The organism is Bacillus sp. AY3-1 (assembly GCF_008368785.1).
Taxonomy (GTDB): domain Bacteria; phylum Bacillota; class Bacilli; order Bacillales; family Bacillaceae_G; genus Bacillus_A; species Bacillus_A wiedmannii.
The window spans coordinates 59,786-72,995 of sequence record NZ_QORZ01000003.1; the positions used below are offsets into that span (position 1 = coordinate 59,786).

Annotated in this window: 17 protein-coding genes; 7 read left to right on the top strand and 10 right to left on the bottom strand. The window is 34.6% G+C overall.

Annotated features, from left to right (window positions below):
• Positions 1-4: 4 nt before the first annotated feature.
• The gene (locus DN389_RS01670; protein WP_088083052.1) at positions 5-1,348 is read right to left on the bottom strand and encodes a TrkH family potassium uptake protein; all 1,344 of its coding nucleotides are present in this window, start codon (positions 1,346-1,348) and stop codon (positions 5-7) included.
• Between the two features lie 998 nt (positions 1,349-2,346).
• On the opposite strand from DN389_RS01670, the gene DN389_RS01675 reads away from it, so the two are divergent.
• Positions 2,347-3,582 (top strand): dicarboxylate/amino acid:cation symporter, encoded by a 1,236-nt coding sequence (locus tag DN389_RS01675; protein ID WP_000814822.1) that lies wholly within the window; start codon positions 2,347-2,349, stop codon positions 3,580-3,582.
• Between the two features lie 22 nt (positions 3,583-3,604).
• Here the strand turns inward: DN389_RS01675 and DN389_RS01680 are convergent, their stop codons facing one another.
• Positions 3,605-3,760, bottom strand: a complete 156-nt coding sequence (locus DN389_RS01680; protein ID WP_000184933.1) for a hypothetical protein — start codon at positions 3,758-3,760, stop codon at positions 3,605-3,607.
• A 136-nt stretch (positions 3,761-3,896) separates the two neighbouring features.
• The gene (locus tag DN389_RS01685; protein WP_137035313.1) at positions 3,897-4,316 is read right to left on the bottom strand and encodes a MarR family winged helix-turn-helix transcriptional regulator; all 420 of its coding nucleotides are present in this window, start codon (positions 4,314-4,316) and stop codon (positions 3,897-3,899) included.
• 162 nt (positions 4,317-4,478) lie between these two features.
• Between DN389_RS01685 and DN389_RS01690 the strand changes: the two genes are divergently transcribed.
• Both DN389_RS01690 and DN389_RS01695 read left to right on the top strand, forming a co-directional pair.
• Positions 4,479-4,910, top strand: coding sequence for a YrvL family regulatory protein (locus DN389_RS01690; protein ID WP_149236760.1), 432 nt, complete (start codon positions 4,479-4,481; stop codon positions 4,908-4,910).
• Positions 4,911-4,943: 33 nt separating this feature from the next.
• A complete protein-coding gene (locus tag DN389_RS01695) occupies positions 4,944-5,531 on the top strand; it encodes a thioredoxin family protein (RefSeq protein WP_097890357.1) in 588 nt (195 codons plus the stop codon).
• Between the two features lie 29 nt (positions 5,532-5,560).
• Here the strand turns inward: DN389_RS01695 and uppP are convergent, their stop codons facing one another.
• Positions 5,561-6,352, bottom strand: coding sequence for a bacitracin resistance undecaprenyl-diphosphatase (gene uppP / locus DN389_RS01700; RefSeq protein ID WP_060489503.1), 792 nt, complete (start codon positions 6,350-6,352; stop codon positions 5,561-5,563).
• 181 nt (positions 6,353-6,533) lie between these two features.
• On the opposite strand from uppP, the gene DN389_RS01705 reads away from it, so the two are divergent.
• From DN389_RS01705 to DN389_RS28320, 3 genes are all read left to right on the top strand, one after another.
• A complete protein-coding gene (locus DN389_RS01705) occupies positions 6,534-7,898 on the top strand; it encodes an MATE family efflux transporter (protein ID WP_106382755.1) in 1,365 nt (454 codons plus the stop codon).
• A 70-nt stretch (positions 7,899-7,968) separates the two neighbouring features.
• Complete coding sequence (locus tag DN389_RS01710) at positions 7,969-8,142, top strand: hypothetical protein (RefSeq protein WP_000343559.1); 174 nt, start codon at positions 7,969-7,971, stop codon at positions 8,140-8,142.
• A 20-nt stretch (positions 8,143-8,162) separates the two neighbouring features.
• On the top strand, positions 8,163-8,312 hold the full coding sequence (locus DN389_RS28320) for a hypothetical protein (RefSeq protein ID WP_000743739.1): 150 nt from the start codon (positions 8,163-8,165) through the stop codon (positions 8,310-8,312).
• A gap of 63 nt (positions 8,313-8,375) precedes the next feature.
• On the opposite strand, the gene DN389_RS01715 is transcribed toward DN389_RS28320, so the two are convergent.
• On the bottom strand, positions 8,376-8,894 hold the full coding sequence (locus DN389_RS01715; RefSeq protein WP_098189709.1) for a biotin transporter BioY: 519 nt from the start codon (positions 8,892-8,894) through the stop codon (positions 8,376-8,378).
• An 83-nt stretch (positions 8,895-8,977) separates the two neighbouring features.
• Here DN389_RS01715 and DN389_RS01720 point away from each other — a divergent pair, with 83 nt between their 5' ends.
• On the top strand, positions 8,978-9,877 hold the full coding sequence (locus DN389_RS01720; protein ID WP_149236761.1) for an aminoglycoside phosphotransferase family protein: 900 nt from the start codon (positions 8,978-8,980) through the stop codon (positions 9,875-9,877).
• On the opposite strand, the gene DN389_RS28325 is transcribed toward DN389_RS01720, so the two are convergent.
• The 5 genes from DN389_RS28325 to amaA form a co-directional block, all read right to left on the bottom strand.
• Entirely contained in the window at positions 9,874-10,035 is a 162-nt protein-coding gene (locus DN389_RS28325; RefSeq protein ID WP_046958209.1) for a hypothetical protein, read from the bottom strand. The genes DN389_RS01720 and DN389_RS28325 overlap by 4 nt on opposite strands.
• A gap of 98 nt (positions 10,036-10,133) precedes the next feature.
• Positions 10,134-10,907, bottom strand: coding sequence for a hypothetical protein (locus DN389_RS01725; RefSeq protein ID WP_149236762.1), 774 nt, complete (start codon positions 10,905-10,907; stop codon positions 10,134-10,136).
• Positions 10,908-10,931: 24 nt separating this feature from the next.
• The gene (locus DN389_RS01730) at positions 10,932-11,378 is read right to left on the bottom strand and encodes a flavodoxin (RefSeq protein WP_000041145.1); all 447 of its coding nucleotides are present in this window, start codon (positions 11,376-11,378) and stop codon (positions 10,932-10,934) included.
• Positions 11,371-11,547, bottom strand: coding sequence for a hypothetical protein (locus DN389_RS28330; protein ID WP_016088748.1), 177 nt, complete (start codon positions 11,545-11,547; stop codon positions 11,371-11,373). The genes DN389_RS01730 and DN389_RS28330 overlap by 8 nt, the downstream gene beginning before the upstream one ends.
• A 226-nt stretch (positions 11,548-11,773) precedes the next feature.
• Entirely contained in the window at positions 11,774-12,943 is a 1,170-nt protein-coding gene (gene amaA, locus DN389_RS01735) for an N-acyl-aliphatic-L-amino acid amidohydrolase (RefSeq protein WP_098082187.1), read from the bottom strand.
• Positions 12,944-13,210: the final 267 nt, after the last annotated feature.

The window sequence follows — 13,210 nt, forward strand, 5'->3', positions numbered from 1 at the left end:
TACCTTATCCTGTAAATACATCTTCCGATGGATATTTAATTTTTTGTTTTGCTGGTCGCGCTAAAGAAAAAACAAGTGTTAACGGTCCAATTAATCCACAAAACATAACAAACATAATAATACATTTTCCAAACGCTGATAACTTTGCAGTAATCCCCATCGTTAACCCTACTGTTCCAAACGCTGAAATTGTTTCAAATAGTAACTGAATAAAACTAAAGTTTTCTGTAAGCATTAATACAAATACTGCTGCAAAAATGAGTATTTGACTGGCAACAGCAATGGCTAACGCTCTCGTTACTGTCGACATTTTAATTGTACGATGAAATAAAACGATTTCCTCTTTCTTTCTAAAGAAAGAAAGGACAGATGTAACTAAAATAACAAACGTTGTTAATTTAATTCCTCCACCCGTTGATACACTTCCTGCACCAATAAACATTAAAACCATCGTAAATAATATAGATGATTCTTCCATACCTCCGTAGTCAACTGTATTAAATCCAGCAGTACGAGGAGTAATACCTTGGAAGAAAGAAGCCCATAACTTTTCATTTAAAGGTAAATTCCCTAACGTCTTCACATTATTATATTCCAATACAAAAATCACAATCATTGCTATAACATTTAACGCTACTGTTCCAACAATCATGATTTTAGAATGAAGTGATAATTTTCGAAAGCTACGACTATACCATATATCAATTAATACGGTAAAACCGAGACCACCAATTACGATTAATGAGCAAATCCCAATATTAACAATAGGATCTCCTACATACCTTGTTAAATTATCCGGCCATAGAGCAAATCCAGCATTATTATAAGATGCAATAACGTGAAAAATACTATAGTATACACCTTTTCCAAAGCCAAACTCTGGAACAAAGCGAAACGATAAAAAGATGACTCCAATAAGCTCAATACAAATTGAAAATATAAAGGCACGTTTTACTAATTTTACGAGACCACCTATATTTGTCTGATTAAATGCCTCTCCGATTAATAATCGATGGCGTAACCCGATTTTTTTACCTAATACCCAAACAATTAAAATGGCAATTGTCATAAGACCTAAACCACCTGTTTGAATTAAAAACATAATAACAATCTCGCCAAACATTGTAAACGTACTTGCAGTATCTACTACTCCTAATCCCGTTACAGTTGCTGCTGACGTTGCCGTAAAGAAAGCATCTACCCAACTAATATGTACTTTCGTTGCGAATGGTAACTTTAATAACAAACCGCCAACCACAATTAAGCAGAAAAAACCTAGTGCTAATATTTGTGGTGGATTTAATCGTATAAAACGATTATACAGCCCTTGTCTTTTTGTTACTTCCATATTCACTAACTCCCTTTTCCCCTCATAACTAAAGGCTTATAAGAAACCTTACATAGCGGGATAAACCTTATATTCTTATAATATAGTTGAGCATAATCCTTTTTTTTTAAGATTTCAACTTTTATTTATACTCGAACTCCACTTCATTTTATGACAAGAAACTTTCTATTATATTTATTCGTACTCTACAACTCTCGCAACAATCATTTTATATGTATCATTTCTCAAATTCTCATACCTTTCACTCTATGTTCACACCAAGGTCACATCCACCTTTTATAGTATATGTATCGGAGCTGTTCCTCCCTAATTTATAAGACATTCCCCAGTGTCTTGAACAGCTTTCCATCCCTAATTAAATTGACATAAATTGTCCCCTTCCTTGACCATCTCTTATGTGATGGTCTTATTTTTTTATTTACTCTATCTTCTATTTAAAACTCCCTCTCTCTTTCACTCTATGTTCACACCAAGGTCACATCCACCTTTTATAGTATATGTATCGAAGTTGTTCCTCCCTAATTTATAAGACATTCCCCAGTGTCTTGAACAACTTCCATCCCTAATTAAATTGACATAAATTGTCCCCTTCCTTTGACCATCTCATATGCGATGGTCTTATTTTTGGTTTACTCTATCTTCTATTTAAAATTCCCTCTCTCTTTCACTCTATGTTCACACCAAGGTCACATCCACCTTTTATAGTATATGTATCGAAGTTGTTCCTCCCTAATTCATAAGACATTCCCCAGTGTCTTGAACAACTTCCATCCCTAATTAAATTGACATAAATTGTCCCCTTCCCTAGACCATCCTATGTGATGGTCTACTTTGTGTTCTAACTAGATTCCCCAACTTTTTTGCTTACTTTAGCAAAAGCAATCTATATTTAAATACATATTTTCATACAAAATATTCAGAAAATACTGTCAAAATAGGCGGTTTTTCTGTACAATTAATGTAGAAAGTAATTTCACAAAAATAAAGGGGGGGTTTTATTGAAACAAACAAAAGCAATCTTAATCGCATTATTTCTCGGTTTAGTCGTCGGACTCACTTTAAATTTAGCTGCACCATCCATTTTTGAACCATTAAATCAATATGTGTTCAATCCACTTGGTCAATTATTTATTCGCCTCATTAAAATGCTAGTTGTTCCTGTTGTATTCATTTCTATCGTGCTTGGATCTGCTGGGCTTGGAGACCCGAAACAACTTGGAAGAATCGGCTTAAAATCAATTTCATTCTTTCTTGTAACTACAGCCGTTGCCATCTCTATTGCAGTTACATTTGCACTGATTATACAACCAGGATCTGGCGGTAACTTTAAAACCGAAGGGCTTAAATATGAAGGGGCAAAAACCGAAACATCTTTCGTCGATACATTGCTAAATATCGTACCAGATAACCCAGCAAAAGCGATGGCTGATGGAAACATGTTACAAATTATTGCCTTTGCCGTATTAATCGGACTCGGTATAGCTATTTTAGGAAAACGGGTTCAAGGTATCCATTCATTACTTGAACAGGGCAACGAATTAATGATGTATCTTGTTAATCTCGTTATGAAATTAGCTCCAATCGGAACATTTGGATTGCTCGCTTCATCCGTTGGTAAAATGGGTCTTGCAGGCGTCGCTGCGATGTTCAAGTATATGATTGTCGTTATGCTAGTACTTATTATTCACGGCGTCTTCGTCTATGGCGGATTATTAAAGGTATTAGCAAAAGAAAGTATTGTCCGTTTCTTTAAACATTTCGGACCGGTAATGGCAATTGGGTTTAGTACATCTAGCTCTAATGCATCTCTTCCGTTTGCAATGAAAACAGCACAAGAAAAACTTGGCGTTCCAAAAGCGATAAGTTCTTTTGTACAACCACTAGGTGCAACAATTAATATGGATGGTACTGCCATTATGCAAGGTGTAGCAACTGTGTTTATCGCTCAAGTATACGGAGTTGAGCTTACTATGTCCCAATTAGCTGTCGTCGTATTAACTGCTGTACTAGCTAGTATCGGTACTGCTGGTGTACCAGGTGTTGGACTTGTAATGCTTACGATGGTTTTAAATCAAGTAAATCTACCGGTAGAAGGTATTGCCTTAATTATCGGTATTGATCGCATTTTAGATATGTCAAGAACAGCTGTAAATATTTCCGGTGATGCAATTTGCGCAATGATCGTCGCAAAATCAGAAGAAAAATATAATACGGATCAATCCGCAGCATCTTAAATCAAAAAAGGAGTGAATTATTTCACTCCTTTTTTGATTTACTTCCTTTTTTCGAACGATATTCTTTTCCTTTATTATCATTACCAGTCTCAAATTCAGTACTAAACTCTTGCTGAAATTGTCCTGATTTTGGTGAGCCTTGATTTCCGCTCCCTTTACTACCATTTCGATTTGTCATATGTCTGCCCCCTTCCTTTACTAGTAGTATGTTACATATTTTCTTTTTTATAATCTTTTACATACGAAAGAAGACCTTCCTCTCATAAGGAAGGTCCTCTCCTTTATTACGTAAGCGTTTTCTTACCTGTGATGAATTAAATAAGTTTTTTAGAAATTGATATCATTATATTCATTTCTTCTTCTGAAAGCGTGGAGAATCTTTCTTGTAAATATTTCTTTTTCTCCCCTTCCATTTTTGCAACTAAATCTTTTCCTTGTTCTGTAATCTCCAAATATACAACTCTGCGATCTGACGTAGAACGTGAACGAGTTACAAAACCTTTATTAATTAATTTTTCTGTAACAGCTGTAATATGACTATTCGACACATTTAACTCATTGGCTACACGTGATACCATTTCTTTATTCGTACGATTCAATATTCTAAGGACGATGAACTCATTCCACGGTATGTAACCACCAAATATCTTTCCAATATCATTACGCAACGTGCGGAACATAGCAAAAACATTTGTCGATAGTTCTTCCATTAATTGCTCTCGATTTTGAGACAACTTTGACAGCCCCTTTTATTTCATTTAGTTAAATAAAAACCTTATTAATAATTTTACATGAAATCTTACTTTTTGTCACCTTATTTTCCCACAATTCGTAGTTTTTTAATAGATATTTCATGATACAATAAAGTTGATTTTCCAGGAAAAGGGGATGGAATAGTGAGTGAAGAAGAAAAATTTTCTAATCTCAATCTAAAAGATAAGACTTTGATTATTGGTTTTGTTATTCTGTTTCTCATTATAATTTTTGCATTTATATTCTTTGTTTATGTAGGAATCTTTCATATTACAGGTATAGAGTATAGATCACGCACTGCTTTACTTCTATTTTTTCTATTAATCACTTTCTTAGACGGTATTACATTCTTTATCTTCGGTTTCCTCAAGGCGTTGCTATATCCAATGACAAAAAACATGCCAAATTGGCTGGCTATTACTCTTTTTGCAATCATTGAAATTACGCTAGATTGGTTCGTCATTCATACTGCCGCTGATTGGATAGAGAGCGTACAACTGTCCAATCTTACTGAATTATGTGTCGTACTATTCCTTTTCCTATTAAATCAATTATTAAGTGACAAGAAAGAGTAAGAATGCAAGCTTTTCTATATAAAAATTGGTACAATGAAAACAAATCATACTAAAGAGGTGTTACTTATGAACTTACAACAATGGGCTGATAAAGGTATGTCCTTTGATACATATGTGAATGAAATGAAAGTAAATCAATATGAGCTACTGCACATTTACAATAACTTTTCAATTCCAAATGAATTACTTCCTGTATTAGAAGAACGCCAAAATGATGGCTGGCGTGTTATCGTATTAACAGCTGATTGGTGTGGTGACGCTCTTTTATGCGTACCTGTTATGAAACGAATTTCTGAAGTTGCAAATATTGATATGAGATTATTAATTCGCGATGAAAACTTAGAATTAATGGATCAATATTTAACAAATGGAACAGCACGTGCCATTCCAATTTTTATTTTCATTGATAAAGATGGAAATGAACAAGCCGCTTGGGGACCACGCGCTCCAAAAGTACAAGAGTTAGTAACTTCAATGCGCGCTACATTGCCTGAAAAAGAAGATCCAACATTCGAAGAGAAACAAAAAGAAATGTACGCTAATTTCCGTGCTACATTAGCTGATGATACTTCTCTTTGGGAACATGTAATGGAAAGCATGATGGAAAAAGTAGTAAAATAAAAAAACTGCCGAACTCGGCAGTTTTTTTATTACATAATGAAGAAATAGAATACCGCAGCTAAAATGAAACGATAGTAAGCGAACGGTGTTAGTTTTACACGACCTAATAATTTTAAGAATGAAACAATTGCAAGCATCGCAACAACGAATGCTGTAATAAATCCTGTTGCAAATAACGGAATATCAGCCGCACTTAATATATCCCAGCTTTTAATTAAATCTAAACCACTTGCAGCTACCATCATTGGTACTGCTAAAATAAATGTATATTCAGCCGCCGCTGTATGTGACACGCGAGCTAATAAACCACCACTTATTGTAGAACCAGAACGAGAAAATCCTGGCCAAAGCGCTAAACATTGGAACATCCCAATTGTAAATGCTTGCTTATATGTGATTTCATCTAATGTTCTTGCTGTACTTGGTTTCGAAAACTTCTCAGCAACAATCATTAAAATACCACCAGCCACTAAACTGATGACAACTGGGCCTGGCCCAAATAAAACTTCTTTAATCGCACTATGGAACAATACGCCAAGTACGCCGGCAGGAATCATCCCGATAATAATATGTAATAAATTTAACGATGGTCCATCTGTTACTTTCCCAATACCTACTAAAGACCATAGACGCTTCCAAAATATAACAACAACTGCTAAAATCGATCCCAATTGAATAACAACTTCGAAAACTTTCGCTCTCTCGTCGTCAAATCCAAGTAAATGACCTGTTAAAATCATATGTCCTGTTGATGAAACTGGTAAAAACTCTGTTAAACCTTCAACAGCACCCATGATTATTCCAATTAACCAATCAGCCACGAGTAGTGCCTCCTTAATAACAAATATGTAATTTTTCACACCTTATCATAATACCTTATCCCCTTTTAAAGTGCATCCTTTTTTTATTGATTGTACATGTTGTATGCGCGTATTTCTTTTCTATTTTTTGATTAAATTGTATGATAGTATGAGTTTGTTTTTTTAGCGGAAAGGGGATTTTATGAAAGAAACTAATTCATTCTCACAAAAATTAAAGCAATTTGTATTACTATTTTTCCCGATTTTCGTAACGCAAATGTCATTATTTGCAATGAGTTTTTTCGATACGACAATGTCCGGGCACGCAAGTCCTATTGATTTAGCGGGTGTTGCTATCGGAACAAGTATATGGCTTCCCGTTAGTACCGGATTAACAGGAATTTTAATGGCTACTACTCCAATTGTTGCGCAGCTAGTTGGATCAAAGAAAAAAGAGGATGTTCCCCAAGTTGTCATACAAGCAGTATATTTAGCAATTTGTGCTAGTTTCGTGGTCATCCTTATCGGTTTCTTCGCTGTTTCACCTATTTTAAACGGCATGCGCCTGGAAGAACCCGTGGAACGTATTGCGGCACAATTTTTAAGTATTATTGCAATTGGAATTATCCCTTTATTTACTTACACTGTTTTACGCGGCTTTATTGATGCATTAGGAAAAACTCGCACAACGATGATCATTACATTACTATCATTACCAATTAACGTAGTATTAAATTATGTATTAATTTTTGGTCATTTCGGTTTTCCAAAACTCGGTGGTGTTGGAGCGGCAATTGCTTCTGCAGCAACCTATTGGTGCATTTTAATCATTACCGTTATTATTATTCGTACGAAAGAGCCTTTCGCATCTTTCAATATATTTAAACAATTATATCGTCCTTCTCTTTCAAGTTGGACTGAATTCTTAAAACTTGGCGTCCCTATTGGATTTGCTATCTTTTTTGAAACGAGTATTTTCGCTGCGGTGACACTTATGATGAGTAATTTTAGTACGACAACAATCGCTGCTCATCAAGCAGCTATGAACTTCGCTTCCTTGTTATATATGACTCCTTTAAGTTTAGCAATGGCAATGACCATCGCTGTTGGATTTGAAGTTGGAGCAAAGCGATACAATAACGCAAAACAATATGGATTTATCGGGATTGGCTTAGCACTTGCATTCGCCCTATTATATTCAATTCTTCTCTACTTCTTTGATGATGCAATTGCTTCAATTTATACGACAGATATACAAGTTCATCATTTAGCAAAAGAATTTCTTATATTTGCGATTTTATTTCAAATTTCAGATGCAATTGCAACTCCTGTACAAGGGGCACTACGTGGTTATAAAGACGTAAATGTTTCCTTAATTATGACATTAATCGCTTACTGGGTAATAGGTCTCCCTCTCGGTTACATATTAGCAACTTATACTGACTGGGCAGCAAAAGGATATTGGATCGGTCTTATTATTGGTCTAGCATTTGGCGCTATCTTCCTTCTTGTCCGTCTCTTTCAAGTTCAAAGAAAATATACAACAGAAAACCGCCGCTCACGATAGAGGGGCGGTTTTCTTTATGCATATTTTTTCTTTGAACGTATAACATAATGAAAAAGAAAGGTGGATACATATGGACGAAAAAGAAAAAAAGCAATCATTCGATGAAGAATTCGCCCCTGAAATTTCACCTGGATATCGGCAAGATGTACATAAGCCACCTAAATATAAAAACACCTCGTTTTTAATGGGCATTACCATTTTTGCTGCGGTGTTACTCGTACTCATCATTTTCGTTTATTTTTAAGGAAAGGTGACATATTATATATGAAGAAACAAGATTCCAATCGTTCAAAAAGAACTGTGAAAACAGAAAAAGGGTATGCAGGTGATTCTGTTCTTACACAGAAACAAGTCGAGCAAGGAAATTTATATATTGCTCAAAAAGAACTTGGTCAACAAAATGAAAACCTTTAGAATCCCTCAAAGAACTGGGGGATTTTTTTATCCGCTATTTGTAGCACTAATTCATGTTTCACTTTATTTTACATACTGTTTTTGTTCTAACACCTTAAATATATTATTAACCTTTACAATTTTTATTTCATAATTCAATTTCATTTCGCTTCTCTTACCATTTTCAGCACCCGCAACGTACGCTACAGTTTGATAACGAAAACTTTCATCCGTCACTTCACGTATGTCCTCGTTTGTAAATTTATACTCTAAATCCCGAAACCGATTTGGATAATAATTTCCTATTAATTGTTCATACCCTCTATTTACAAATAGTACTTCACCTTTTCGTTTCACATCTTCTTTATTATTAAGCTCAAACACTGATAATTGCTCTGTCACAAAATGTTTTCCTACCTTTTTCATTTCATTATGAGTTAAAGTTTCTATACTTTTGTTCTTTAATTCATTATTTAATCCGTACTGATCAATCGGTTTAAAGCTAGCAAAAACCTCTTCTTTATATGACCAAAACAATCCAAAAGCGATACATAGAGAAATGATGAATAGTCTTTTCTTCGTAATACTCCCGCCCTTCTTCATAATGATAGTTATATTTTAACATATAGAAAGAAAATTCTGATATCATAAAGTGGAATAACTTAATTCAGAAACGAGGAGCAATTATGGACTCTTACAAACAGTATATAAAAGAAGCTTTGCCTAATCTTTCTATACATTCATATAAACAAAATGAAGAAGGATGGGATAATGTAGCAGTTATAGTAAATGATGAGCTACTGTTTCGTTTCCCGCGAAAACAAGAATATGCAATGCGAATTCCTTTAGAAAAAGAACTGTGCATAATTCTCTCTCATTTGCTACAAGAAATCGAGGTTCCAAAGTATCACCTATTCTATAAAAAGGATACTGATACTGTTCCCCTCTGTAGTTACTATACTCTCATTCATGGTGAACCGTTTAAAAAAGAGATAGTTACCAAGCTAGAGAAAAAAGTAATTATTACACAATTAGCGACTTTCCTTGCGGCTCTACATAGTATTCCTTTAAAGCGTGTGAAGGCATTAGAATTCCCTATAGAAAAAACACTCACCTACTGGAAAGAGCTACAAACAAAATTAACTCAATATCTTACTAACAGTCTTACTTCATACCAGAAATCAGCGTTAAATTGTTTATTCGAAAATTTCTTTACATGTATCGATACATCCACTTTTCAAAAAACAATTATTCACGCTGACTTTACACATCATCACATTTTATTTGATCACCAAAATAAAACCATTTCAGGGATTATCGATTTTGGTGATGCTCAAATAGGAGATCCCGCCTTTGACTTTGCTGGGCTATATTATGATTTTGGACATGAATTTACTACATCAGTATATGAACAATACAGTACGCTTATTTCACACCATGATCCATTACTCATTCATCGCATCACGACCTTTTATCAATACAGTCCTTTATTACATAATATGATTTATAACTTTGAAACAAAGAATGAACTTGAATTCCTAGCAGGTACAGAAAAACTGAAAGTAATACTACAGGGCCGAGATTAAATTCTCTCCCGATATTCTCTCTCTTCATACATCATTAACTTTTTATCCATTTCAACAATAATTTGATACAGTTGAAACGCTTGTAAAATTTGCAGTTGAATTCCAAAAGGAGCATTCTGTTCTTTTAACCATTGAAATACTTTCGTTTCATCTTTCATTGATTATTCCTCCCTTTATTAAAATCTGCTACAAATATACGGTAAATGATGAAAAGCTTTTCATGTCAATAACAAAAAAGGATGCAAAATTGCATCCTTTAATGTACGATATTTTTCTTCTGCTTCGCTTCTTTCTTTACTTCTTCCCTTTGGCATTCACTACGAAACGCACAACTCATACACTCAGAACGAAAATGACGCTCTGTATAATGCTCAGGTTGTTGCAACATTTCTTTCATTCTAGATAAATCAGCCATGCCAGTTATACTATCTTCCTGTTTCGGAATGTACTCATACTTAGTTCCTTCTATTAAATTAATAACTTCAATTTTTCCTGGAAGAATGCCGAAAGCTTTATAACTGAATACTGTCATTAACTTTTGACAAAGAGCAAGCATTTCCTCATCCGCATCGACAACATACTTTTTAATTACAAACGACTCAGTACTCCACTCACCAACTTCTAATGTCAATGACATGTGGACACCTAACTCTTCCATATATGTTTGAAATTTTTCATACAAAAATAACGGCGGTGTCTGACTATCATCTCTTTCAACAAACTGTAATAAGTGATCTGTTAGCTTCGCTAACACAATATAATACTCCGCCTTCGAAGCAAACATATTAACCCTTACTTTTTTCCAATACTTTTCTATTAATATTAAAAGTACAATTTTCGTTTGTTGGCCCGCAGGTAGTGTGTAATATTCGTTAATAATTCGATTCACAATCATTTGTGCGATTTGTTGCCATTCAAACGAAGAAGGTTCTCTTCTTTTTATATGACGAAAATAAAATTTATGCGGGCAACGCATAAAATCATACAAATGATAATCTGTCATCGTTTTGATTGCGATTTTCTCGTGCACTTGCTCTTCATCTCCCTTCTGCCATTAAGAAAGGTGTTTTACAAATTCAGCTCCAAACTGTAAACATTTTTCTACATCTTCATCTTCTGGCGTTAATTCTACTTTTAGTCCTTCTAACACAACTGCAGCTCCGCGCTCTTGTAGCTTTTCTATTAAAATGTCAACCGCCACGCCGTATTTCGGATAAGCCGAATCACATGATCCGAATACTGCTGCTTTTTTCCCATTTAAATCAATAGAATCCATTGCGTCATAAAAATCTAAGAAATCATCAGGAAGGTCACCATCTCCCCAAGTGTAAGCACCTAAAATAATTCCATCATACTGTTCTAGTATAGAAGCCTCTGGTGAATCCATAATATCGATCACTTCAATTTCATTTTCTGTTTCACGAATTGCACCCGCAATATGATCAGCCATTTCCTCTGTATTTCCACTCATACTTGCAAATATCATTACTAACTTACTCAACTGAATCTCTCCTTTTACCTTGTATCTCTTTTTCTGTTGGAAGTGTACTCTTCTCATCTACATATTCAGATCGAATTACATTTCGTTGCCATTCCATATGCTGATCAACATCTTTATTTTTATCTTTTAATCCCCTCCGCAGAAGGTGAAATTTTTTTCTCATTAACATGTCGCATCCATCCTATTGATAATAATTATCAATTTCAACTAACTTTAGATTAATTGACAGTGATTATCAATGTCAATAACTATTTTTAAAAAAATGATTAAAATGTACAAGCTTGTCCGTTAGCTATTCATATACTATAAATGAGCATAGTTCTTTCTCAGCCCTCTCTGACGGAAAGAAATAAAAGCAACTGCGATAGAGCGCAGTTGCCTTTTTTTATACTTTTTTACGATTTTAGTAATCTTATTGCTGTCTCTAGAAATAATTCCACTCCATAAATTAAAGCTGCTTCATCTACATCAAATTTTGGATGATGATGTGGATAACAAGTATCTATCTTTTCATTCCCCGTCCCCAATTTAATGAAGCAACCCGGTGCTTTTCTTAAATATGCTGAAAAATCTTCTCCTCCCATAGAAGGTTCAAGCTTCACAACACGCTCATTCCCAAACAAATGTAGTGCACTTTCTTCTACTACTTTCGTAATATATTCATCATTAATAACCGGATCATATCCATATCGATACGTATATGTATACTTCCCTCCATGCGCTTTTGTAATTCCTTTCACGATTTGCTCAATTTTCTCTTCTGCTTCTATTCTTAACGCTTGATTAAAAGAACGCACAGTTCCCATTAAAGTTGCTGCATTAGGAATAATATTATCAGCCATTCCCCCATGAAACTGCGTAACTGAAACAACTCTTTGCATGAAAGCACTTGTATTTCTTGATACGATATGTTGTAAATTTGTAATAATCTGCGCTCCGATAGCAATAGGATCTATCGTTTCTTCTGGCCTCGCCGCATGCCCTCCTTTCCCTTGAATTTCAACTGTAAATACGTCCGGTGCCGCCATCATCGGTCCATACGCAATTCCGATTTTCCCGCTCTCCAATCCAGACATAACATGTAAACCTATTACATAATCAACACCATCCATCACGCCTGCCTCAACCATTTCTTGTCCCCCGCCAGGATACACCTCTTCTGCGTGCTGAAAGAAGAGACGAATCTCACCTACGAAATCTTCCTTTATATTTGATAGTACCTCTGCTGTACTTAACAAAATAGCTGCGTGAGCATCATGCCCACATGCATGCATCATTCCTTTATTCACAGACGTATAAGATTTACTTGTCTCCTCTTGAATTGGTAAAGCATCTATATCAGCTCGAATTGCAACTACTTTCCCTTGTCCCGTCCCTCTTTTAATTGCTAGTACACTATACTTCGTCGGTCTCGTTACTTCAAAAGAAGAAAATGAGCATAATGTATCATATATAAATTGTGAAGTTTCTTTTTCATGAAATGATAATTCCGGATATTTATGAAAATGCTGTCTCCATTTAATAATGTTTTCTTCTGAAATAAGATCCTTCCACATCCTCTTCATCAGAAATTCCTCCTCTTATGAAACTTTAACAATTCATATATTAACTATGAAAAACTCAAACAAATATTATATTTCTATCCATTCTCCCAGACCACTTTTATACATTCACACAATCCACTTCCTATTTACATGTCAAACCCATTACAAATTCATACTGAATGTAATATAATTGCTAAGTTAGGGATTTTCTTTTTTAGTATTTAGTGCTAATATCAGAAAAGAGCCTTTTGACTTATTTTTACCTAAAATGTGGAATTTTGTTTTTTT